General features: G+C 69.8%; 19 protein-coding genes. 11 read left to right on the top strand and 8 right to left on the bottom strand.

Annotation, left to right across the window (positions count from 1 at the left end; translation table 11 throughout):
• Positions 1 to 114 precede the first annotated feature (114 nt).
• The 5 genes from ACFZDA_RS05760 (at position 115) to ACFZDA_RS05740 (ending at position 5,856) form a co-directional block, all read left to right on the top strand.
• Positions 115 to 1,464, top strand: a complete 1,350-nt coding sequence (locus tag ACFZDA_RS05760) for an extracellular solute-binding protein (RefSeq protein ID WP_391075430.1) — start codon at positions 115 to 117, stop codon at positions 1,462 to 1,464.
• Positions 1,461 to 2,399: an ABC transporter permease subunit gene (locus tag ACFZDA_RS05755; protein WP_391075427.1), complete on the top strand. Its 939-nt coding sequence runs from the start codon at positions 1,461 to 1,463 to the stop codon at positions 2,397 to 2,399. The genes ACFZDA_RS05760 and ACFZDA_RS05755 overlap by 4 nt, the downstream gene beginning before the upstream one ends.
• Complete coding sequence (locus tag ACFZDA_RS05750) at positions 2,396 to 3,268, top strand: ABC transporter permease subunit (RefSeq protein ID WP_391075425.1); 873 nt, start codon at positions 2,396 to 2,398, stop codon at positions 3,266 to 3,268. Before ACFZDA_RS05755 ends, ACFZDA_RS05750 begins: the two co-directional genes overlap by 4 nt.
• A gap of 14 nt (positions 3,269 to 3,282) precedes the next feature.
• Positions 3,283 to 4,236, top strand: coding sequence for a family 43 glycosylhydrolase (locus ACFZDA_RS05745; protein ID WP_391075422.1), 954 nt, complete (start codon positions 3,283 to 3,285; stop codon positions 4,234 to 4,236).
• A gap of 105 nt (positions 4,237 to 4,341) precedes the next feature.
• Positions 4,342 to 5,856, top strand: coding sequence for an alpha-L-arabinofuranosidase C-terminal domain-containing protein (locus ACFZDA_RS05740; protein WP_391075419.1), 1,515 nt, complete (start codon positions 4,342 to 4,344; stop codon positions 5,854 to 5,856).
• 14 nt (positions 5,857 to 5,870) lie between these two features.
• Here ACFZDA_RS05740 and ACFZDA_RS05735 read toward each other — a convergent pair whose 3' ends face one another.
• The gene (locus tag ACFZDA_RS05735) at positions 5,871 to 6,977 is read right to left on the bottom strand and encodes a hypothetical protein (RefSeq protein ID WP_391075416.1); all 1,107 of its coding nucleotides are present in this window, start codon (positions 6,975 to 6,977) and stop codon (positions 5,871 to 5,873) included.
• Positions 6,978 to 7,067: 90 nt separating this feature from the next.
• A complete protein-coding gene (locus ACFZDA_RS05730) occupies positions 7,068 to 10,034 on the bottom strand; it encodes a beta-galactosidase (RefSeq protein ID WP_391075413.1) in 2,967 nt (988 codons plus the stop codon).
• A gap of 78 nt (positions 10,035 to 10,112) precedes the next feature.
• Here ACFZDA_RS05730 and ACFZDA_RS05725 point away from each other — a divergent pair, with 78 nt between their 5' ends.
• Positions 10,113 to 10,415, top strand: coding sequence for an Rrf2 family transcriptional regulator (locus ACFZDA_RS05725; protein ID WP_391076765.1), 303 nt, complete (start codon positions 10,113 to 10,115; stop codon positions 10,413 to 10,415).
• 296 nt (positions 10,416 to 10,711) lie between these two features.
• Positions 10,712 to 11,362, top strand: a complete 651-nt coding sequence (locus ACFZDA_RS05720; protein ID WP_391075410.1) for a DUF4360 domain-containing protein — start codon at positions 10,712 to 10,714, stop codon at positions 11,360 to 11,362.
• Positions 11,363 to 11,402: 40 nt separating this feature from the next.
• Here ACFZDA_RS05720 and ACFZDA_RS05715 read toward each other — a convergent pair whose 3' ends face one another.
• Entirely contained in the window at positions 11,403 to 12,131 is a 729-nt protein-coding gene (locus tag ACFZDA_RS05715) for an alpha/beta fold hydrolase (protein ID WP_391075407.1), read from the bottom strand.
• A gap of 107 nt (positions 12,132 to 12,238) precedes the next feature.
• Here ACFZDA_RS05715 and ACFZDA_RS05710 point away from each other — a divergent pair, with 107 nt between their 5' ends.
• On the top strand, positions 12,239 to 12,787 hold the full coding sequence (locus tag ACFZDA_RS05710; protein WP_391075404.1) for a YciI family protein: 549 nt from the start codon (positions 12,239 to 12,241) through the stop codon (positions 12,785 to 12,787).
• Positions 12,788 to 12,814: 27 nt separating this feature from the next.
• On the opposite strand, the gene ACFZDA_RS05705 is transcribed toward ACFZDA_RS05710, so the two are convergent.
• Positions 12,815 to 13,213, bottom strand: a complete 399-nt coding sequence (locus ACFZDA_RS05705) for a VOC family protein (protein ID WP_391075401.1) — start codon at positions 13,211 to 13,213, stop codon at positions 12,815 to 12,817.
• Between the two features lie 93 nt (positions 13,214 to 13,306).
• Here ACFZDA_RS05705 and ACFZDA_RS05700 point away from each other — a divergent pair, with 93 nt between their 5' ends.
• From ACFZDA_RS05700 to ACFZDA_RS05690, 3 genes are all read left to right on the top strand, one after another.
• Positions 13,307 to 14,296 (top strand): WYL domain-containing protein, encoded by a 990-nt coding sequence (locus ACFZDA_RS05700; protein ID WP_391075398.1) that lies wholly within the window; start codon positions 13,307 to 13,309, stop codon positions 14,294 to 14,296.
• Between the two features lie 240 nt (positions 14,297 to 14,536).
• Positions 14,537 to 15,448 (top strand): family 43 glycosylhydrolase, encoded by a 912-nt coding sequence (locus tag ACFZDA_RS05695; RefSeq protein WP_391076762.1) that lies wholly within the window; start codon positions 14,537 to 14,539, stop codon positions 15,446 to 15,448.
• Positions 15,430 to 16,869 carry a family 43 glycosylhydrolase gene (locus tag ACFZDA_RS05690; protein WP_391075395.1) on the top strand — a complete coding sequence of 480 codons (1,440 nt, stop codon included), beginning with the start codon at positions 15,430 to 15,432 and terminating at the stop codon, positions 16,867 to 16,869. The genes ACFZDA_RS05695 and ACFZDA_RS05690 overlap by 19 nt, the downstream gene beginning before the upstream one ends.
• A 39-nt stretch (positions 16,870 to 16,908) precedes the next feature.
• Here ACFZDA_RS05690 and ACFZDA_RS05685 read toward each other — a convergent pair whose 3' ends face one another.
• From ACFZDA_RS05685 to mmsA, 4 genes are all read right to left on the bottom strand, one after another.
• The gene (locus tag ACFZDA_RS05685) at positions 16,909 to 18,711 is read right to left on the bottom strand and encodes an aminotransferase class I/II-fold pyridoxal phosphate-dependent enzyme (RefSeq protein WP_391075392.1); all 1,803 of its coding nucleotides are present in this window, start codon (positions 18,709 to 18,711) and stop codon (positions 16,909 to 16,911) included.
• Between the two features lie 162 nt (positions 18,712 to 18,873).
• Entirely contained in the window at positions 18,874 to 20,022 is a 1,149-nt protein-coding gene (locus tag ACFZDA_RS05680; RefSeq protein WP_391075390.1) for a galactose-1-epimerase, read from the bottom strand.
• A 57-nt stretch (positions 20,023 to 20,079) separates the two neighbouring features.
• Complete coding sequence (gene mmsB / locus ACFZDA_RS05675; RefSeq protein WP_391075387.1) at positions 20,080 to 21,324, bottom strand: multiple monosaccharide ABC transporter permease; 1,245 nt, start codon at positions 21,322 to 21,324, stop codon at positions 20,080 to 20,082.
• Positions 21,321 to 22,871: a multiple monosaccharide ABC transporter ATP-binding protein gene (gene mmsA / locus ACFZDA_RS05670; RefSeq protein ID WP_391075384.1), complete on the bottom strand. Its 1,551-nt coding sequence runs from the start codon at positions 22,869 to 22,871 to the stop codon at positions 21,321 to 21,323. Before mmsA ends, mmsB begins: the two co-directional genes overlap by 4 nt.
• Between the last annotated feature and the right edge of the window lie 32 nt (positions 22,872 to 22,903).

Below are 22,903 nucleotides of genomic sequence, written 5' to 3'. Positions count from 1 at the left end.
TCGACCCATTGACGTTGCAGCGCTGCAATCGTACGGTCCGTTCGACTTCACGAGCGACTTTCGAGATATCGAACGCGCTTGGAACCACTGAGCTTCGAACAGATAGGGCAGGGCATGGGACGACCTGACCTGAACCGCAGGCAACTCCTGGCCGCGGCGGGTGGCCTCGCGGTCGCGAGCAGTTTCGGCTTCGCCGCACTCGGCACCGGAGCCGACGCACTCGCCTCCGATGCGAGCACCCGCGTGCGGTACTGGAACCTCTTCAGCGGCGGCGACGGCGCCAACATGATCACGATGCTGAACGCCTTCCGTAAGGACAACCCGGACATCGCGGTCAAGGACTCCACCCTCCAGTGGGGCAACCCCTTCTACACCAAGCTCGCCATGGCGGCCGCGGGCAATCGCGCACCGGACCTCGGCGTCATGCACATGGGCCGGGTCACCGGCTTCTCGCCGGGCCGCCTCCTCGACCCCTGGGACGTCGACCTGCTCGCCGAGTACGGCATCCGGGAACAGGACTTCAACCCCAAGCTGTGGCGGCGCGGCGTCATCGACGGCAAGCTCTACGCCCTCCCGCTCGACATCCACGTCCAGCTCTGCTTCTACCGCAAGGACGTGCTGAAGAAGGCCGACCTGCTCGGCGACGACGGCAGGATGATCCCCGTCACCTCCACCGACGAGTGGTTCGACGTCCTGAAGAAGGCCAAGGCCGTCCAGAAGAAGGGACTCCAGACGATCGGTCTGTGGACCAACGACCAGAACTTCCAGTGGTGGTTCTTCGTCGCCTTCTACACCCAGCTCGGCGGCCGGTGGTTCAACGACGACAACACTCAGGTCCTCTTCGACGCCGACAAGGCCACCCAGGTCCTGGAGTTCCTCCGCAAGCACGTCACCGACGGGTACGTCATCCCCGGCGCCCCCACCGGTGAACAGTTCGTCAACGGCGCTCCCTTCACCTGGGAGGGCAACTGGTCCGTGCCGGTCTTCTCCGGCGCCAAGCTGGACTACGGTGCGACGCCGCTGCCGCCCGTCTTCGGCAAGCAGGCCACGCACGCCGAGTCGCACGCGTTCGTCCTGCCCCACCAGTCCGGACGCGGCGGCGACACCAACGCGGGCGCGCACCGGCTCGCCGCCTACGTCGTCAGGCACGCCCTCCAGTGGGCGGCCGGCGGTCACATCCCCGCCTACACGCCGACGCTCTCCACGGACGCGTACAGAAAACTCACCCCGCAGAACGAGTACGTGAGCGCCATGGATCACCAGGCCACCGAGCCGAAGGTGTGGTTCGCGGGCTCCACCGGCGTCCTCGCCCAGGACCTCGGCCCGGTCGTCGTCTCCTCGACCATGGGCTCCGCCAAACCGGCCGCGGTCGCGCAGCGGATGAAGAGCCGGCTCACCAAGCTCCTCGCCTCGAAGAACCCGATGGACGGCAGAACCGCCGCGCAGGGAGGTGCGGTCGCATGACGACCAGCGCTCAGACCGTCGTCGCACCGGCCCCCGCCAGGGCCGCGACCGCAACCGCGACCGTCCGCCGCAAGCAGGGCTTCCAGCACGGGGGCTGGTTCGTCGCCCCGTTCCTGGCGCTCTTCGTGCTGTTCGTGATCTGGCCGCTGCTGCGCGGCGTCTACCTCAGCTTCACGGACGCCAACATCTCCGGCGAAGGCGCGAGCTTCGTCGGCCTCGACAACTACCGCGAGGCCCTGAACGACTCGGAGATGTGGGACGCGCTCGGGCACAGCGCGTACTTCACGCTGCTGGTCGTCCCGTGCATCACGGTCCTCGCCTTCCTGCTCGCGATGCTCGCCCACCACATCGAGCGCGGCAAGTGGCTGTGGCGGCTGTGCTTCTTCGTGCCGTTCCTGCTGCCCTCGACGGTCGCGGCCAACATGTTCCAGTGGCTGTTCACCCAGGGCATCGGCCTGATCAACCAGACCTTCGGGATCGACACGCCCTGGCTGACCGACAAGTCCTACGCGATGCTCGCCATCGTCATCGAGACCCTGTGGTGGACGGTCGGCTTCAGCTTCCTGCTCTACCTCGCCGCCCTCCAGGGGATTCCCGGCCATCTGTACGAAGCCGCGAAACTGGACGGCGCCAATGCCTGGCACCGCATGGTCCACATCACCCTGCCGATGCTGCGCAACATCACCGGCCTGGTGGTCGCGCTCCAGATCCTCGCCTCGCTCCAGCTCTTCGACCAGGCCGTCGTGATGATGGACTTCTCGCCGGGACCGGAGCTCAGCACCCGCTCCTTCGTCCAGTACACCCTCGAACAGGGCTTCACCAGCTACCGCGTGGGCTACGCCTCCGCGATGTCCATCATCTTCTTCGTGATCATCGCAGTCGTCGCCCTGACGCGGATGTGGCTGCTGCGCAACCGTGAGGAGGGCGGCCGATGACCACCGCCGAGTCGACTGTACGCACCGCACGCACCACACCCCGCAAGCCCTGGACGCCGAGCCAGATCATCCTCACGCTGATCGGCGTCGCCGTCTCCGCCGTCTTCGTGGCGCCGATCGCCGCGGCCGCGCTCACCTCGTTCAAGTCCGAGGCGGAGGCGGCCGAGATCCCGCCGCACTGGGTGCCGAAGGTCTGGACGGGCCAGGCGTGGAAGTCGCTGTGGGAGACCGGCAACGTCACCAACTGGTTCGTCAATTCCCTGGTCGTGTCGGTCTGCGTCACCTCCGTCGTGCTGGTGGTCAGCGCCCTCGCCGGATACGGCTTCGCCCGTACCGAGTTCCGCGGCAAGACCGTGCTCATGGGCATCGTCATGTCGGGCCTGATGATCTCCCCCGCGGTCCTCGGCGTCCCCCTCTTCACCACCGTCCAGCAGTTGGGCATGGTCGACACCTACTGGGGCATGATCCTTCCGCAGTGCGCACCCGCCGCGATGGTCTACATCCTCTACAAGTTCTTCCAGGGCGTCCCGCGCGAGCTGGAGGAGGCCGCCTTCATCGACGGCGCGGGCCGCTGGCGCGTCTTCTTCACCATCGTCCTTCCGCTCTCCCGGCCCTCCCTCGCCGCGGTCGGCATCTTCACCTTCATCGCCTCGTGGAACAACTTCCTCTGGCCGTACATGGTGACCAACAACCCCGACCTGATGACCATGCCGAACGGCATCGCGACCGTCATGAACTCCTACGGCATCCAGTGGGCCCAGCTCATGGCCGGCGGCCTCATGGCGGGCCTGCCGCTGATCATCGTCTTCGTCTTCTTCCAGCGGCAGATCGTGGCGGGCGTCGCCCACACGGGATTGGCGGGACAGTGAGGATTCGCAGAGCTGTGACAGCCGTCCTCGCGGCGGCCTTCCTGGCCTTCCTCCCCAACACGGCGCAGGCGGCGGAGAGTTACCCCGACCCACAGCCCATCACCGGCCAGCAGATCATCCACGACCCGAGCGTCATCCGCCTCAAGTCCGGCGGCTACGTCGCCTACTCCACCGGCGGCGTCATCGGCTCCCGCCTCTCGAAGGACCTCAAGCACTGGGACGACGCGGGCAACGCCTTCGCCGAGCCGCCGAGCTGGTGGTACGAGTACAACGACACCGGCGACCCCTGGGCCCCCGACATCTCCTACCGAGACGGCCGGTACTGGCTCTACTACGCCGTCTCCTCCTGGGGCACCAATCACTCCGCGATCGGCGTGGCCACCTCCCCGACCGGCCGCCCCGGCACGTGGACGGACCACGGCAAGGCCTTCACCTCGGAGAAGACCGACACCTGGAACGCCATCGACCCGGCGGTCATCAGGACCGACGGCCGCCTGTGGATGACGTTCGGCTCGTACTGGACGGGCATCCGCATGGTCGAGCTGGACCACGCCACGGGGAAGGCCCTGCCCGGCGCCACGGTCCACCACCTGGCGACCCGCCCGGACGCCCCGTACGCGGTCGAGGGCCCGTACATCGTCAAGCACGGCCGCTACTACTACCTCTTCGCCTCCTACGACCAGTGTTGCGCGGGCGTGAACTCGACGTACAAGATCAGAGTCGGCCGGTCGACGAAGGTGACGGGCCCGTACACCGACAGCACGGGCAAACCCCTGCTGGAGGGCGGCGGCGACCTGCTCCTGGAGGGCCACGGCCGCTACGTAGGCACAGGCGGCGAGTCGGTCTTCCGAGCCAAGGGCCACGATTGGCTGGCGTACCACTACTACGACGCAGAGGACGAAGGCACCCCCAAGCTGGGCCTGAACCAACTCCACTGGACGGCCGACGGTTGGCCCGACGTCCGTTAGGGGCGCGGGGCTGTGTCCATGTGCGGCTCCGCCGCGTGGGCGCGACAAGCCCCCACGCACCCGCAGCCGCCAACGAACAAGAACCACCCCTTTGGAAAGGCGAACATGCACACCGCCCGCTTCACCCTCGACCCCGCCTTCACGATCGGCGAGGTCAACCCCCGCCTCTTCGGCAGCTTCGTGGAACACCTCGGCCGCTGCGTCTACACCGGCATCTTCGAACCCGACCACCCCACGGCCGACGACAAGGGCCTGCGCACAGACGTCCTCGACCTGGTCCGCGAACTCGGCGCGACAGCCATCCGTTACCCCGGCGGCAACTTCGTCTCGGGCTACAAGTGGGAGGACTCGGTCGGCCCGGCCGAGGACCGCCCCCGCCGCCTCGACCTCGCCTGGCACTCGACGGAGTCGAACCGCTTCGGCCTCTCCGAGTACATCGACTTCCTCCGCAAGGTCGGCCCGCAGGCCGAGCCCATGATGGCCGTCAACCTCGGCACCCGGGGCGTGGCGGAAGCCCTCGAACTCCAGGAGTACGCCAACCACGCCCAGGGCACCGCCCTGTCCGACCTCCGCGTCGGCCACGGCGACAAGGACCCCTTCGGCATCAAGCTGTGGTGCCTCGGCAACGAGATGGACGGCCCCTGGCAGACCGGCCACAAGACGGCCCGCGAGTACGGCCGTGTCGCCGCCGAGACGGCCCGGGCCATGCGCCAGATGGACCCCGGCGTCGAACTCGTCGCCTGCGGCTCCTCCAGCCAGTCCATGCCGACGTTCGCCGAGTGGGAGGCGACCGTCCTGGAGGAGACGTACGACCTCGTCGACTACATCTCGCTGCACGCCTACTACTGGCCCGAGAACGGCGACATCGACTCCTTCCTGGCCTCCGCCGTCGACATGGAGTCCTTCATCGACAACGTCGTCGCGACCGCCGACCACGTCGGTGCGAAGCTCAAGTCGAAGAAGCGGATCAACCTCTCCTTCGACGAGTGGAACGTCTGGTACCTGCGCGAGTGGGAGGAGCACGCCCGCGCCATCGAACAGGGCGACTGGCCCGAGGCCCCTCGCCTGCTGGAGGACAACTACAGCGTCCTGGACGCGGTCGTCTTCGGCTCGCTCCTGATCGCCCTGCTCCGGCACGCCGACCGCGTCACGGTCGCCTGCCTCGCCCAGCTCGTCAACGTCATCGCGCCGATCATGACCGAGCCGGGCGGCCCGGCCTGGCGGCAGACGACGTTCTTCCCGTTCGCGCAGGCCAGCCGGTACGGCCGCGGCCAGGTCCTCGACGTCCGCGTGGAGTCGCCGACGTACGAGACGAAGAAGTACGGCGAGACGGACCTGCTGCACGCCACCGCCGTACGCGCCGACGACGGCACGGTCACGGTCTTCGCGGTGAACCGCAGCCGCACCGAGGCGCTCCCGCTCGACGTCGCCCTGAACGGCCTCGACCTCACCCGGGTCGTCGAGCACAGCGTCCTCGCGGACGCCGACCCCGACGCCCGCAACACCCTCGACGACCCCGAGCGGGTCGCCCCCCACCCGGGCGAGGGCACGGCACTGGCGGAGGGCACGCTGAGCACCGTCCTGGAGCCGCTGTCCTGGAACGTGATCCGGCTGGCCTGAAACAGACCGGACGGTCAGCGTTCGATCCGCACCCGGGCGGACGAGGACGGCGCCGTGGACGTCGTGCCGACCGCCCAGTACCCGCCCGAACCCGGCACGGTGACAAGGGAGTTCATGACGACGGGGGTCGTGGCCACCGGCCCCCGCTCGCTCACCCAGGCCGTGCCGTCCCAGCGCAGGTAGTGGGCCCGGGTCTGGTCCCAGAAGTCCCAGCCGGAGATACGGTCGGGACGCCCCTGGGCGTCGCCCACGATGCCGGTCAGCGCTCCCACGCCGAACGGTGCCGTGACGTACTCCCAGGCGCCGCCGTCGCCGTGCAGCAGCCGGACGCCCGGGGGCTTGCCGGGCGGGCCGCCGATGCCGTAGTCGTAGCCCGTCAGCCAGATGTCGTCGCGGGCGACGGCGAGCAGCCCGGTGAAGCCGGCCCGGATGCCGCCGGGAGCCGGCAGCACCGTCCAGGCCTCCGAGTCCCAGCGGGCGACGAGTTCACCGCCGTAGACCCAGATGTCACCGCAGTGCGCGCGGTGGACGCCGGAGGGCGCGGTGGTGGTCGGGGCAGGGGGTGCCGGAAGCCAGTTCCAGGTGCCCCGGTGGCCGTGCAGCAGCACCGAGCCGTCGCTGTTGCGGCCGGAGACCCAGACGTGCCGGCGGGGCCCGGTCGCGACGCCGGTGAGGGAGGTCCCGGTCGCCCCGCGTCCGGGGAAGTCGGCCTCCTGCCAGGCCGACCCGTCCCAGGCGAGCAGCCGGGCGGTGCCGGAGGTGTCGGTGCCGACGGCCCAGGCGCTGCCGTCGGACGCGGCGGCGACGGAGCCCAGATGGCCGCCGAAGCCGGGGCCGGTGCGCTGCCAGGCGGTGCCGTCCCACACGAGGGCCAGCGCCGTCCCCCGGACACTGCCGGTACGGCCCTCCTCGCCCACCGCCCACGCCAGGCCCGCACCCGCGGCCGCAACGTCGAGCAACTGCGCGGCCGGGGCGTTCTCCGGACCGGGGACGGCCTGCCACTCGCGCGCCTCGCCCAGGAGGCCGGGAGCCGCCCAGGCCGTACCGCCACGCAGCGGGGCGAGCCCGAGCCCGGCCCCGATCAGTCCGGCTGATCCACCGATGAAACGCCGTCTTCGCACGAGGTTCCCCTCCCTGCCGGCAGCCGTGAAAGGCCACCACGGTGAACCAGCCTGCCGGAGAAGGCAAGGCACACGGACGGCTCGATCCGGTCACACCGGCGTGACCGGCACTCCTCCCGCCGCCGCGCCCAGCAGCGTCAGCCGTACCTCCCCCGGACCCGACGGTGTGGTCCCGTCGGACAACACCGCCAACGCCAGTGTGTTGGCACCACGTGTGCGGAGGATCCCGTTCGGCAGCACGAACGTATGCTGCGGACCTACGTCGTTGATGTACTGACCCATGTTCCAGCCGTTGAGGAAGAGTTGGACGCGGTAGGCCCGCTTCGGGTCGTCGCCGAGGACGAGCCCGATGGAGGCGTCCACGCCCGGGTCGACATCCAGCCGGAAGTCCGTCCGGTACCAGGTGACGCCCTGCCGCCGGTCCGCACGCGGCAGTTCGGCGTCCTTCCAGTCCCCGTCGTCGTACTCCGGCAGATGCCAGCCCTCGCGCTCCCCGTACAGCCCGCCGTTGTTCATCGGCCCGCGCACGGGATCGGGCGCCGACGCGCCCTGGATCCGCCAGGTCACCTTCGGGGCGGCGCCCTCGAAGGTGACGGCGGTCAGGCCGCGCGCCGCCTTGTGCGTGTCGCGCGCCGTGCTGTCCATGTCGTGCTGCATCCGCCGGACGAGCACGGACAGCACATGCCGGTCACGACGCTTGACCTGGTCCTCACGGAACTTCTCCGGCAGGGCGAAGGTGGCCTTCGCCGTCCACGTGCCCTGCCGCGCCCGGTCCTTGTCCGGCACCGGCATCCGGTGCGTGCCCAGCGGTTCGCCGTCCAGCCAGGCCATCAGCAGGCCCTGCGTGCCCGTGCTGTAGTCGAGGGACACGGACTCCAGGCCGCCTCCCCCGGTCCACTCGCCCCGGTACCAGACGTCGCCGTAGTGGAAGCCGTAGTCGTCGGCGAACAGGACGGGCTGCCCGTCGGGCACGGGCGTCGTGCTGAACGACGTCGTCCGGTCGGCCGCCGTCCAGCCGGAGTCGTCGAAGCCGGGCTCGGCCTCCGGGTTCTCGGTCCGCCGCCGCCAGCCGTCGAGGGCGGGCAGGGCCGGCCGGGTCACACCGGGCAGCGGGCGCAGCGCCAGCAGACTGCCGGAGGCGCTGATCCGGGTGGGCACCGGGCGCCCGTTCCACGTGACATGGGTGATCCCGCGCGGCCCCCACACCTCCAGGCCGGTCTGGGCGGTGGTGTCGCCGGTGAGGTGGACCGTGGAGCCGCGCAGCTCGGCCGAGCGCAGCAGCGCCGGGCCGTAGACGAGGAGCGCTCCGGACGGCGTCTCGTACGGCCACAGCCTGAGGGCCGTCGCGTCGTCGGCGAACAGCAGCAGCATCGGCGTGTCCACGCCGTCGCCCTCGACCCGCACCCGGCTCAGCCCGCCGGCGCCGAGCGGAGCGGTGACGTTGAGCTTGCCGAGGTTCCAGGACCACGCCGGCTCCGCGTCCAGCCGCATGGGCGTCGGTTCGTCCGCGCAGTCCAGTACGACCTGTGCCAGATCGCCCCGCCGGCCCGCGAACACCGCGATCTCCTGCCGCCCGGCGGCCAGGCTCAGCATGGGCTGCACGGTGGCGTGCACCAGCGTCCGCTGCCCGAGCCTCAGCCCGGTGGCGATCAGCTTGGCGTCCCGCGCCGGGACCGTCACCGGCACGTCGATCCCGGCGTCCGGCAGCGTCGAGGACACCGCCTCGCCGGAGTCGTTGCGCAGGACGTAGAAGTGGGCGCCGGTGTCCGGGTTGGCCAGGTGGTAGACCTTGATCCGCTCGTCGGCGGCGCGTACGGGCTTCGCCCGGTTCAGTCTGGCGAGGTCCGGCACGTACCGCAGCAACTGCCCGATCTGGTGCATCGGGGCGAGCTTCGGGGTGGCGTTGCGGGCCTCGTCGAACGCGGCCCCGTAGTCGTACGAGGTGTAGACGACCGGCGCGGGCAGCCAGCCCCACGAGGTGCCGCCGTACGTCATGTAGACGTTGTGCAGCGTGACGCCGTTGGCGAGGTTGGTGAGGTAGAAGCGCCGCTCGAAGGCAGCGTCCCGGGTGCGGCGGGCCTCGGCGTAGCCCTTCCCGTCGAACCAGGACCCGCCCCACGGGTCGAACCAGCCCCCGCCGGACTCGGGCACGAACCCGGGCGTGCGCGGACTGGCCGTGGCCCCGCCCTTCGTCCCGCCGGGCCCGAAGTGCCCCCAGTCGGGCGGCACTTCGTCCGGCTCCGGGTACCCGTCGAACCCGTACAGCCAGCGCCCCTTCTCCCCGCCGGTGGGGAACGAGCCCGGGGTCCAGTCCCCGTTGCGGCCCTTGTCGTTGTGGAACAGCGGCACGTCGATGCCGTCGGCGCGGACCTTCTCGTACAGGTACGACATGTAGGCGCGCCCGGTCGGCTCGTCGACGTGCGCGTCGTACTCGTTCTCGATCTGGTACAGCAGCACCGTGCCCGTGCCCCGCGTGAACAGGCGCTTGGCGACGACGGCGTTGACGGCGGTCAGCCACTCGTCGACGTACCGCAGATACGTCGGGTCGGAGGTGCGGGCCGTGCCCTCGGTCGCGGTCAGCCAGCCGGGGAAGCCGCCGGCGTCGACCTCGGCGTTGATGTAGGGCCCGGGCCGCAGGATCACGTACAGACCGGTCTCGGCGGCGATGCGCAGGAACAGGTCCAGGTCACGCACTCCGGTGAAGTCGTACCGGCCGGGGGCGGGGGAGTGGTAGTTCCAGGCGGCGTACACGCTGACGGCGTTGTAGCCGTGGGCACGCATCTTCTGCAGCAGGTCCCGCCACAGGGCCGGGCTCGGCAGCCGGAAGGGGTGCAGCTCGCCCGACCAGAGGACGAGGCGCCGGCCGTCGACCAGCAGCGAGTACCGGTCGAAGCCGACCTCGTGCCGCCGGCCGTCCGCGCTCGGCACCGGGGGCGGCGGGCCCGTGGGCACCGTCCGTGCCGGGTTGGCGGAGGTCGGCGACCCGCTGCCGGTCAGCGCGAAGCCGAGCGCCGCCGTGCCGGCGAGAGCGTGGAAGGTACGCCTGCTGAGCTCCAAGGGAGCGCCTCCTGTTGTGCTGCCGTGCCGTACGTGGTGCTGGTGGGTCATTGTCTACGGGACCGCGACACTGGTCGTCTGAGGATCTCGGCACGTGCGGACCACGCGGTACGAGCGGTCGTGGAACTGGCCGTCCGGCAGGGCGAAGGGCCGCTCGGCGATCTGCGGCGCGGCGGTGTCGTCGCCAGCCGGCGCGGCGGGGGCGGCGGCTTCCGGCTGGCCCGGGAGGCCGGGGAGATCACGGTCGCGGACGTGATCCGGGCCCTCGACGGACCGATCGTCTCGGTGCGCGGCGAGCGCCCGACCGGCCTCGCCCACTCCGGCACGGCCGAGCCGGTGGAGCGGCCGGCGGCGGAACCGGCGGCCTGGGAGAACCCGTGACGGGCCGCGTCCGCGGGGGAGCCGGTGGGTGATCCTCATCGCGTCCTCGGGGTGTCCTGGGGCTGACGCACTGGAACGCACCTTATGCGCCTGCCGGCATCCCGTGTGAATTCCTGCCCCTGTGAATGGCCGGAGACCGCTCTGGCCGACTCCCTCGATCCTGCGTACGATGCGACCGCTCCCGGCCTTCACATCTCCTCCATGGAATGGTCACAGACCGGGCGCGCATGTGCTGTCGTCTTGACATGCTCATGCCTCCTCCATGTTCCACCCCCCCACGAACGGATGGGAGAACCATGGCCGGTGGCCTGCTCCTGAGCGGCGCGATCGCCGCGCTCCTCACCAGCGCACTCCCCGCACCATCCCCGTCTTCCGGGTTCGTCGACCCGCCCCCGGACAAGATCGTCATCAAGGTCGCCACGGTGAACGGCTCCGGCTGTCCGAGGGGCACGGCAGCGGTCGCCGTCTCCGAGGACAACACGGCGTTCACGGTCACCTACAGCGACTACCTCGCCCAGGCCGGCGGAGGCTCCGACCCGACCGCGTTCCGCAGGAACTGCCAGCTCAGCCTGATCGTCCACGTGCCCCAGGGCTTCACGTACGCCATCGCCAGCGCCGACTACCGGGGCTTCGCCTCACTCCAGCGCGGCGCGAGCGGCTCCCAGCGGGCCTCGTACTACTTCCAGGGCTCGCCCAGCACGGTGGCCAAGAACCACCCCTTCAACGGCCCCTACGACGACAACTGGCAGGCCACCGACGAGACGGACTGGGCCCAACTGGTCTACGCACCCTGCGGAGTCCAGCGCAACTTCAACATCAACACCGAACTCCGGGTCAACGCCGGTACGCAGTCCGCCGACAAGGTCAGCTTCATGACCATGGACTCGACGGACGGGGACATCAGCACGGTGTACCACATGGCGTGGAAGGAGTGCCCGGACTCCTGACGGGTGAGGGGCGGGCCACCGGGCAGGTGGGCCGCCCCGGTCAGGCACTGATCAACTGCCGGGCGAAGCGGCGAACCGCATCGCTGAAGGCGTCCGGATCGTCGAAGTTCGCGAGATGTCCGGCTCCCGGGACCAGCTCGACGCGGGCGTGCGGATGCGCCCGGGCGAACTCCGCCTCACCGGACCGGAAGACGGTGTCCTTCTCGCCGTTCAGGATGAGCACCTCAGCCGCCACATGACGCATCGAGCCCGCGTCGAAACGCCCCAGCACCTCGCCCCAGGCGGCGGGCAGGGTGTGGAAGGCGTAACCGGACCGGATCGTGGCCCCGACCACCTCGTCGGGATACATCCTGCGCAGCAACCGGTCGTTCCACCGGGCCAGCCGATCCGCGGGCAGCCGCGGAACGAGCCCGGCGACCCACCGGTAAGGCACCGCCCACGCCCCGCGAGTCGAGGCGCTGGCCCCCGCGAGCACCAGCCCGCGCAACCGCTCCGGGCGAAGCCGCGCGAACTCCAGCGAGGCGTACCCCCCGAGCGAGTGCCCCACCACCAGGGCCGGTCCACACCCCAGCGACTCCACGGCACCGCCGATGACCTCCACGGCCGCCTTCAGACTCCAGGCCTCGGCGGAGCGGGACCCGTGCCCCGGCAGATCGACCGCGGCGATGGGGAACTCTCCGCGGAGCGCGGCGAGTTGCGGACTCCACTGTCCCGCGCTGAACCGCGTCCCGTGCACAAAGACGATGGGCGGCCCGCCGACTGCCGTCATGATCCCCCCGAATCGAACCGGCGCTGAATGCCGGACCGACTCTACGCCGACACCCACCCCGAAAGCCGCTTGAGCCGCCGCCCTTCCATGGGCAAGGGTCTGTGCCCATGGAGTTCTTCTGTTTCCACCGCGATCGCCCCGGCTCGCTGCCGCTGCGCCAGGAGCTAGGGGAGCAACACTGGTCCTACATGGACCAGTACGCCACCGAGATGATCGCCCGTGGCCCGACCTTCGCCGATGACGGAGAAACCCTCACGGGCAGCGTCCACATCCTCGACCTGCCGGACCCCGCCGCCGCCCGCGCCTTCGCCTTCGACGAGCCCAACTACCAGGCAGGCGCGTACCGGGACGTGATGCTGCGCCGCTGGCGCAACCTCCTGGGCCGCACCATGTGGGACTTCCCGGGCGGCCCGACGACCGGCAAGCGCCACCTCGTCATCGGCCTGGGCCCGGCCCAGTCGCCGGACCTCGGCACACCACCCGACTCGGACGACCTGATCGCCTACGGCCCCCTGCTCTCCGACGACGGCTCCGCCTGGCTGGGCACGGTGGCGCTGGTCCGGGCCCCGGACGGGGAAACGGCACGTGGCGTCCTGGGGCGGGGGCGGTATGCCGGTGTCGAGGTGCATGGGTGGGAGTTCGGGGGGCGGCGGTGAGGGGCGGGGACGGGGCCGTGCGTGGCGTCAGCGTGCGAACTTCGCTATGGCCGCCGGGGTGACGGGGGTGAAGAAGTTGACGAGGTTGCCGTCGGGATCACGGAACAGCAGCGACCGGTTGCCCCAGGGCATCGTGGTGGGCTCGTTGACGAAGTCGGTGACGAAGCCGGTCAGGTTCTGGTGAACGCGGTCCACGTCGTCGACGAGGAACTCGGTGATCACGCTGTGGTTGTCCGCCGGGCGGGCAGAGCCCGGGGCGAACAGCGGGACGGTGCGGGCGCTGCCGATCGCGAGGGTGGCGCCTGCGGTCCTGAGTTCGGCGAAGTCTTCGGTGGCCCACGTCGCCCGCGCCCCTGTGGCTCGCTCGTAGAACTCGACGAGGCGCGCTACGTCGCTGGTGATGATGCGGATCGAGACGAACTCCATGGGGATCTCCTTGGCTGTGCTGGAGGCGTGCACGTCGCAGGCTAGGAGAAATAGGGGACAGAATCGGTCCTGTATACGCGTTAGGCTGCGAACATGCCTCGCCCCACCGGTCGCGTGCTGACACTCCTGGAGCTGCTGCAGTCGGGCGGCACCCGCACGGTGGCCGAACTCGCCGACCGGCTCGGCGTCGAAGGGCGCACCGTGCGGCGGTATGTGGGCCAGCTCATCGACCTGGACGTGCCCGTGGAATCGGTGCGCGGCCGCTACGGCGGGTACCGGCTCGCCCCCGGGTACCGTCTGCCTCCGCTCATGCTCAGCGACGACGAGGCGCTGGCCGTGCTGCTCGGCCTGCTCGCCGGCCGACGGTCAGGGCTGACGGCGGCGCAGCACACGGCGAACGAGACGGCGTCGGCGAAGATCCGGCGGGTGCTGCCCAAGCACATCGCCCGCCGGCTCGACACACTCCTGGAATCCCTCGCCTTCACGGAACAGCCCGGAGAGCCCGGCACCCCGGACGCCGGGGTCCTGCTCACCATCGCCGATGCGGTGCGCCACCGCCGACCGGTCTCCATCCGCTACACCGACCGCGACGGACGGCGCAGCGAACGCACCCTGCACGCGTACGGGATCGTCGCGCATGCGGGCCGGTGGTACGCCACGGGCAAGGACGCCCGGATCGGCGAGGACCGAACCTTCCGGCTCGATCGCATCGCAGACGCGCGGACCCTGCCCGGCTCATTCGAAGCGCCCGTGGGCCCCGGTCCGGCACAGCGCGTGTTGTCAGCGCTGGCCACGGCCGCGTACCGGCATGAGGTGACCTTGCGGATCCACGGGACGGTTGAGCAGATCCGCGCGCACCTGCCCGCCGCCATCGCGTGCCTGGAGGAGCACGAGCCCGCGGCAGGCCAGGGCCGGGCGACCGAGCGCTGGCTGCGCGTCGAGCTGCGGGCGGAGCGGCTCGACTGGCTGCCTCCGGTACTCGCCTCACTCGACCGGCCGTTCGTCATCGAGCGCCCCGCTGAACTGCGCGACCTCGTCACCGCGCTCGCCGATCGCCTTGCGTCCTGCGCCCGCCGAGCCTGACCGCGAGGAACCAAGGGCGCTGGAGCCGACTCCGCGCGGAGCACCGGCTCACACACAGTTGTTGCTGCGCGGACCATTGACGCGCAACAGGTTCGATTCTACGGTCCGTTCGAACTTGCGATCGCTGTTCGAAATGTCGGTCAGCTGTGCCCCCACCGCAAGGAGGACCTTGTGAGCCGCTCCACTCTGCGCAAGAGAACCGCCCTGTTCGCCCTGCCCACCGCCGCCCTGCTCGCCCTGATGCCGAGCGCGGCGTCCGCGTACCCCAACCCCGGACGGGTCACCGGTGACATCGTCACCCACGACCCCTCGATGGTCCGCACCTCCTCCGGTCAGTACCTGCTGTACGCGACCGGAGGCGGCATCGCGAGCAAGACGTCCGGTGATCGCACGGCCTTCCGCAACGGCGCCGACGCGTTCTCCAGCCGGCCCGGCTGGTGGCGGAACTACTCCTCCGTGCCGGAGGCCTGGGCGCCGGACATCTCGTACCACGGCGGCAAGTACCTGATGTACTACTCCGTCTCGAAGTTCGGCTCGAACACCTCCGCCATCGGCCTCGCGACCTCCAGCACCGGCCAGCCGGGCAGCTGGACCGACCAGGGCACGGTCTACACGTCGAACTCCGCAAGCGACTTCAACGCCATCGACCCGAACCTCTTCGTGAACGACGACGGCAAGTGGTGGCTGTCCTTCGGCAGTTGGTGGACCGGGATCAAGATGATCCAGATCAACCCGGCCACCGGTAAGCAGCTCTCCTCCAACACCACCCGCTACTCGCTCGCCTCCCGCCCCACCGGGACCAAGGCCGTCGAGGCGCCCTTCATCGTCAAGCGGGGCGGGTACTACTACCTCTTCGCCTCCTACGACACCTGCTGCAACGGCACCAGCTCGACGTACAAGGTCAAGGTCGGGCGCGCGGCCGGCATCACCGGGCCGTACCGCGACAAGAACGGCGTCGACCTGATGAACAACGGCGGGACGCCCGTCCTGGAGTCGCACGGCAGCGTCATCGGCCCGGGCGGACAGTCGATCCTGAAGGACGCCGACGGCGACCTGATCGTCTACCACTACTACGACGGCAACGCGGGCGGCACGCCGAAGCTCGGCATCAACCTCCTGAACTGGAGCAGCGGATGGCCCGTCGCCTACTGACCCTGCTGGCCGTCCTGCTGCTCGCCCTCACCCTCGGCCAGCCCGCCGCGAGCGCCGCCTCGTTCGCCAACCCGGTCAAGTCCGTCAAGGGCGCCGATCCCTGGATCTCCTACCACGACGGCAACTACTACCTGGTGACGACCAGTTGGACCGACGTCATCACCATCCGCAAGTCCGCCACCCTCGCCGGGCTCTCCACCGCGCCCAGCGTGCAGGTGTGGAAGGGCGACGCCGCCTCCCGGTGCTGCAACATCTGGGCACCCGAGCTGCACTTCGCGGGAGGCCGCTGGTACCTGTACTACGTCGCCGGGCAGAACGTGTCCGACTACAACCCGACGCAGCGCAGCCATGTGCTGGAGAGCGCCGGGTCCGACCCCATGGGCCCCTACACCTACAAGGGGCAGCTCAACTCCGCCTGGATGCTGGACCCGAGCCTGATGAACGTGGGCGGCCGGCTGTACATGCTCGGCAGCGCGATCACCACCGGCGGGACGCAGAACCTCGTCATCGCGCCGATGTCGAACCCGTACACCGTCAGCGGCTCCTACGCGACGATCTCGACACCGACGTACGCCTGGGAGCGGCAGGGCGGCACCGTCAACGAAGGCGCGGAGGTGCTGCAACGCGGCGGCCGGACCTTCCTCGTCTACTCCGCGAGCGGCTGCTGGACGCCCGACTACAAACTCGGGCAACTGGAGCTCACCGGCTCCAACCCGCTGTCCGCCTCCTCCTGGACGAAGAAGCCGGCGCCCGTCTTCCAGCGCAGCGACGCGAATGGGGTGTACGGGCCCGGCCACAACGGCTTCTTCACCTCACCCGACGGCCGCGAGAACTGGATCGTCTACCACGCGAACGACTCCGCCTCCGACGGCTGCGACAACGGCCGTACGACGCGGGCCCAGAAGTTCACCTGGAACTCCGACGGCACCCCGAACCTCGGCACGCCCGTCCGGCTCGGGGCGTCCCAGCCCGGGCCGTCCGGCGAACCGGCGTCCGCCGCCACGACCTACACGGTCACCAGCCGCAACAGCGGCAAGTGCCTGGACGTCGCGGGCAGCTCGTCGGCCGACGGCGCGAACGTCGTGCAGTACACCTGCAACGGCGGAACCAACCAGCGCTGGCGCCTGGAGGACCTCGGCGACGACATCCACCGACTGGTGAACGCCGCCACGGGCAAGGTCCTCGACACGGCCGACTGCTCGACCGCCGACGGAGCGGACCTCCGCCAGTGGTCCTGGCTGAACAACACCTGCCAGCGCTTCCAGTTCGTCGCCACGGACGGCGGCTACGTCCGCATCGTCAACAAGGCCACCGGCAAGGTGGCCGACGTCGCCAACTGCTCGACGGCGGACAGCGCGGACGTACGCCAGTGGACGTGGCTCAACAACGCCTGCCAACAGTGGAGGCTGAACCCGGTTTAGTGTCTTCGGCCTCTCAGGGGCGCGGGGAACCGGAAGGCGCTACCCGGCCTGCCCCATCCCTGCCGCATTGGGCCATGCCTGCGCCCCCGGCCACCCGGTCGCCGGCGCAGGCGACAACCCGTTCGTCCCCCTGACCTGCGCCGCCGTCAACCCACCCCGCGCGGGAACCCCCGGCGGCGTGGGCCCGGTGGCGGCCGGCACGGGAGCCGGGGCCGGGACCGGCGCCTGCGCCACGGGCGCCAACGGCGGCGCCGGCGCGGCCACGGGCTGAGGCGCGGGCTGAGGCGCGGGCTGCGGCACGGACTGCGGCACGGGTTGGGGCGCGGGCTGCGGCACAGCCTGCGGGACGGACTGCGGCACAGGCTGCGGCATCTGCTGCTGCCCCATCTGCCCGAACCGCACACCCTGCCCGGTCTGCCCGGTCAGTCCACCCTGCCCGGTCAGTCCGCCCTGCCCGAACTGCGCCGCCGCCGGCATCGGCATCCCACCGCCCGGCCCGGCGGGCACGGCGCCCGCCGGCCCGGCGGACGCGGCGGCGGGGAGCGGCATACCGGTGCCGGCGGCAGCCGGTGCGGCGGCGGGCCCGGGAGCCCCGCCGCCGGTGGCCTGCGCGGCAAGGCCCCGCATGCCGGATCCGTTGGTCTCGCTCACCAGACGGTCCACTGCCGCCGTACCCGAGCTGTAGCTGGTCCCGTTGCCCAGCCCGGGTACGGCGGCTCCCCTCCTGGACGTCCCGTAGAGCACCTGTTCCAGGCCGGACACCAGGCGACGCACGTCCACCTGGGGGCGCACCACGAGACGCAGGAAGCGGCTGGACGAACCGATCTTGTTGCCGCACTCGCGGACCAGGATCCGGTGCTCGGTGAGCATCCGGTCCCGGACCACGGTGCCCTCGGCGCCCACGGGGAGGCGCACGAAGAGGAAGTTGCCCTGCGACGGGTAGACGGTCAGCCCGGGCAGGGCGGACAGCTGGCTGGCCATGTCGAGGCGGTCGCGCCGGACCTGCTGGAGGCTTTGGGCGTACTCGGCGCCGTGCTCCTTCAGCATGAAGACGACATGCTCGGCGAAGGAGTTGAGGTTCCACTTGGGCAGCATGGCGCGCACGCGCCCGGCCAGCGCCGGGTTGGCGACCAGGTAGCCGAAGCGGATGCCGTGCAGGCCGAAGTTCTTGCCGAGGCTGCGCAGCACGATGACGTTGGGCCGCAGCATCGCCTCCTGCACGACACTCGGCTCGGCCTCGGCGTCCGCGAACTCCAGGAACGACTCGTCGATGACGACCAGGTCGAGGTCGGCCATGGCGTCCATGAACTGGACGATGGCGTGCTTGTGCAGGAAGCCGCCGTCGGGGTTGTTGGGATTGCAGATGACGGCGACGCGGGTGCCCCGGGCGCGGATGAACTCGGCGTACTGCGCGAGGTCGAGGGCGAATCCGCTGGACTCCTGGAGCGGGAACATGTCGACCCGCTTGCCGGTCTCCATGGGCTGGTCGGTCCAGCGGCCGAAGGTGGGGACGGGGATGGCGAGGGACTCGCGGACGAGCAGGTGGTCGATCCAGGTGATCAGCTCGGTGGAGCCGTTGCCCATCGCCACGCACTGCGGCGGCAGCTGGAGCAGGCTGCACAGCTCGGCCGTGATGGTGTCGGCGCTGGACGGGTAGTACGTGATGATGTCGCGCAGTCTGGCCGACATCTCGTCGAACATGGCCGGGGTGGGGAAGTACGGGTTGCAGGGGATGCAGAAGTCCACGGGCCCCGCGCCTTCGCCGCCCTCACGTGTCAACGCCGCCATCGACGGACTGTGCGCCGCGGTGCTGCGGAACAGCGACGTGACGTTGTCGGCCATGGAACCTCCGTACCGGGCGGATCCGTTGGGGACGACCGGACCCGACGTTTAAGGACGGCCCGCGCGGGGGAGCGCGGGCCGCCCTTAGATACGGAGGCTGCGGTGGCACTGTTCAACCCCTGGGGTTTCCCTCAGGAATTTGTGTGCCACCTGTGAAGACGGTCAGCAGCCGAACGTGTGGACCGTCGTCGTCCGGTACGTCTGCCCGGGCCGCAGCACCGTCGACGGGAACGACGGCTTGTTCGGCGAGTCCGGGAAGTGCTGCGTCTCCAGGCAGAGCGCGTCGCCCTGCCGGTAGATACGGCCGGTCGGGCCGGTCAGCGTGCCGTCGAGGAAGTTGCCGGAGTAGAACTGCAGGCCCGGCTCGTTCGTGGCGATCTTCAGGCGGCGGCCGGAAGCGGGGTCGCGCAGGGTGGCGACGTGCTCGGGCCGGGCGGTGATGCCCTTGTCGAGGACCCAGTTGTGGTCGAAGCCCTTGGCGGTGACCAGCTGGGGGTGCGAGGTGCGGATGTCCCGGCCGATCGCCTTGGCGCGGGTGAAGTCGAAGGGCGTGCCCGCGACCTTCGCCAGCTCGCCCGTCGGGATCAGACCCGAGTCGGTGGGCGTGAAGCGCGAGGCCGCGATCTGCAGCTCGTGGTCCTCGATCGTGCCGCTGCCCGCGCCGGCCAGGTTCCAGTAGACGTGGCTGGTGAGGTTGACGACGGTGGCCTTGTCGGTGGTGGCCTCGTAGTCGATGCGCCAGTCACCGTGCCGGGTGAGCGTGTAGGTCACCTTCGTCTTGAGGGTGCCCGGGTAGCCCATCTCGCCGTCGACACTCGTGTAGTACAGGTGCAGACCGACGTCCGAGCCCTCGGTGAACGGCTCGACGTCCCACACGCGCTTGTCGAAGCCCTTGGCACCGCCGTGCAGGCTCTGCTCGCCGTCGTTGACGGAGAGCTGGTAGTCCTTGCCGTCGAGGGTGAATCTGCCCTTGCCGATGCGGTTGCCGTAGCGGCCGATCAGCGCGCCGAAGTACGGGCTCTTGGCGACGTAGTCCTCGATGTTGTCGAAGCCCGCGGAGACGTTGGCGTAGCGGCCGCGGCGGTCGGGGATCTCCAGCGACTGGACGATGCCGCCGTAGGAGAGGACCTTCAGGCGGGTGCCGCCGTTCTCCAGCGACCAGATGTAGACCTTGGTGCCGTCGGCGAGCTTGCCGAAGAGCTTCTTCACCGGATTCCTGCCTCCCGTGGCCTGCGCCGTGCCGCCGAGCGTGGTGGCGGCTAAGCCCGCCGCCGCGGCGCCCGCGATGACCGTGCGTCTGTTCAGTTCCATGCGTGCGGCTCCCGATGAGGAGAGGGCCCCGCCTTGGCGGCGGGGCCCCGATCTGACTTACGAACCGACCTTGCGCTTGTTCCACACGTCGAACCCGACCGCCGCCAGGAGCACCAGGCCCTTGATGACCTGCTGCCAGTCGGTGCCGATGCCGACGAGGTTCATACCGTTGTTCAGCACGCCCAGGACCAGGCCACCGATGATCGCGCCGAGGACGGTGCCCACACCGCCGCTCATCGACGCGCCGCCGATGAACGAGGCGGCGATCGCCTCCAGCTCGAAGTTGAGGCCGGCCTTGGGAGAGGCCGCGTTGAAGCGGGCGGCGAAGACCAGACCCGCCAGGGCCGCGAGCATGCCCATGTTCAGGAAGACCAGGAAGGTGACCTTCTTGTCCTTCACACCCGACAGTTTGGCCGCCGGGAGGTTGCCGCCGATGGCGTAGATGTGACGGCCGACGATCGCGTTGCGCATGACGTAGCCGAAGCCGACGAGCAGCACACCGAGGATCAGCAGGACGATCGGGGCGCCCTTGTAGCTGGCCAGCAGCATCGTGACGACGAGCACGGCGGCGGCGAGCGCGACCAGCTTCAGCAGGAACAGCTTGAACGGCAGGACGTCCAGGGAGAATTCCTGCTGGCGACGGCGGTCGCGGAACTCCTGGAAGACCACGAACGCGATCAGCGCCAGGCCGAGCAGCAGGGTGAGGTTGTGGTAGTTCGTGTTCGGGCCGACCTCGGGCATGAAGCCGTTGGCGACCTTCTGCAGCCCGGTCGGGAACGGGCCGAGGGTCTGCCCCTCGAGGAAGATCTCCGTCAGACCGCGGAAGATCAGCATGCCCGCGAGGGTCACGATGAACGACGGTATGCCGCCGTACGCGATGAAGAACCCCTGGATCGCGCCCGCGACGGCGCCCACGACCAGGCACAGGATCACCGCGACCGGCCAGGGCAGGTCGTTCTTGACCATGAACACGGCTGCCATCGAGCCGATGAACGCCGTCAACGAGCCGACCGACAGGTCGATATGGCCGGCGATGATCACCAGCATCATGCCCATCGCGAGGATGAGGATGTAGCTGTTCTGCAGCACCAGGTTGGAGACGTTGCGCGGCAGCAGCAGGTCGCCGTCGGTCCACACGGCGAACAGCGCCACGATCAGGCCGAGCGCGAACAGCATGCCGTACTGCCGCATGTTGCGGCGCATGCCGTCCAGCATCAGCTGGAGCAGGCCGTCGCCGCCCGCCGCCCCTGACTTGCCGGGCGGCGCGGGGGCCGGCGACTTGGCGGTCAGATCCGTGCTCATCGGGTTACCTCTTTGTCCTTCGTCATCTGACGCATCAGCGATTCCTGTGAGGCCTCCGCCCGTGAGAACTCACCGGTCAGCCGCCCGGCGGCCATCGTGTAGATGCGGTCGCACATGCCGAGCAGTTCGGGCAGCTCGGAGGAGATGAAGACGACCGCCTTGCCCTGGGCGGCCAGCTGGTCGATGACCGTGTAGATCTCGTACTTGGCGCCGACGTCGATGCCTCGGGTCGGCTCGTCCAGGATCAGTACGTCCGGGCCCGCGAAGATCCACTTGCTGAGGACGACCTTCTGCTGGTTGCCGCCGGACAGCTTGCCCACCGGCTCGAAGACGGTCGGCGCCTTGATGTTCATGGACTTGCGGAAGCCCTCGGCGACCTGCCGCTCCTCGTGCTCGTCGATCACCCCTCGCTTGGCGACCTTGCCCAGGGCGCTCAGCGAGATGTTCCGGTTGATGGTGTCGATGAGGTTCAGACCGTAGTGCTTGCGGTCCTCGGTGACGTACGCGATCCCGTGCTTGACCGCCTCGGGGACGGACTTCGTACGGATCTCCTTGCCGTCCTTGAGGACCGTGCCGCCCGCGTACCTGCCGTACGTCCGCCCGAAGACGCTCATCGCGAGTTCGGTGCGGCCGGCGCCCATGAGGCCCGCGATGCCGACGATCTCGCCGCGGCGCACCTGGAGGGAGACGTCGTCGACGACCTTGCGCTGCTGGTCGATCGGGTGGAACACGGTCCAGTCCCGGATCTCCAGGGCGGGCGCCACGCCCTCCTCGGGCTCGTGCGGCGACCGCTCCGGGAAGCGGTGCTCCAGGTCGCGGCCGACCATCCCGCTGATGATCCGGTCCTCGGTGGTCTCCGGGGCCTTCACGTCGAGCGTCTCGATGGTCTGCCCGTCGCGCAGGATCGTCACCGAGTCGGCGACCTTGCGGATCTCGTTGAGCTTGTGGGAGATGATGATCGCGGTGATGCCCTGCTTCTTCAACTCCAGGATCAGGTCCAGGAGTTTGCCGCTGTCCTCGTCGTTCAGCGCGGCGGTCGGCTCATCCAGGATGAGCAGCTTCACCTTCTTCGACAGGGCCTTGGCGATCTCCACGAGCTGCTGCTTGCCCACGCCGATGTCGGCGACGCGGGTGTCGGGGTGATCGGTGAGGCCGACCCGCCGCAGCAGCTCGGTGCCGTGCTTGAGCGTCTCGGTCCAGCTGATGATCCCCCGGGTGGCGTGCTCGTTGCCGAGGAAGATGTTCTCCGCGATGGAGAGGTACGGCACCAGCGCCAGCTCCTGGTGGATGATGACGATGCCGCGCTGCTCGCTGGCGCGGATGTCCTTGAACTCGCAGACCTCTCCCTCGAAGAGGATCTCGCCCTCGTACGTCCCGTGCGGGTAGACGCCGGAGAGGACCTTCATCAAGGTCGACTTGCCGGCGCCGTTCTCCCCGCAGATGGCATGGACCTCGCCCTGCTGGACGGTCAGAGTGACGTCCGACAGCGCCTTGACGCCGGGAAAGGTCTTGACGATCGAGCGCATTTCCAGGACGGGTCCCGCCATGGTCGTGCCTTCCAATCCTGTTTTTGATCCCT

Origin of the sequence: Streptomyces sp. NPDC007991 (assembly GCF_042958445.1) — a bacterium.
Lineage (GTDB): Bacteria > Actinomycetota > Actinomycetes > Streptomycetales > Streptomycetaceae > Streptomyces.
Note: the sequence above shows the minus strand (reverse complement) of the source record. Positions and strands in the feature narration are given on the sequence as shown.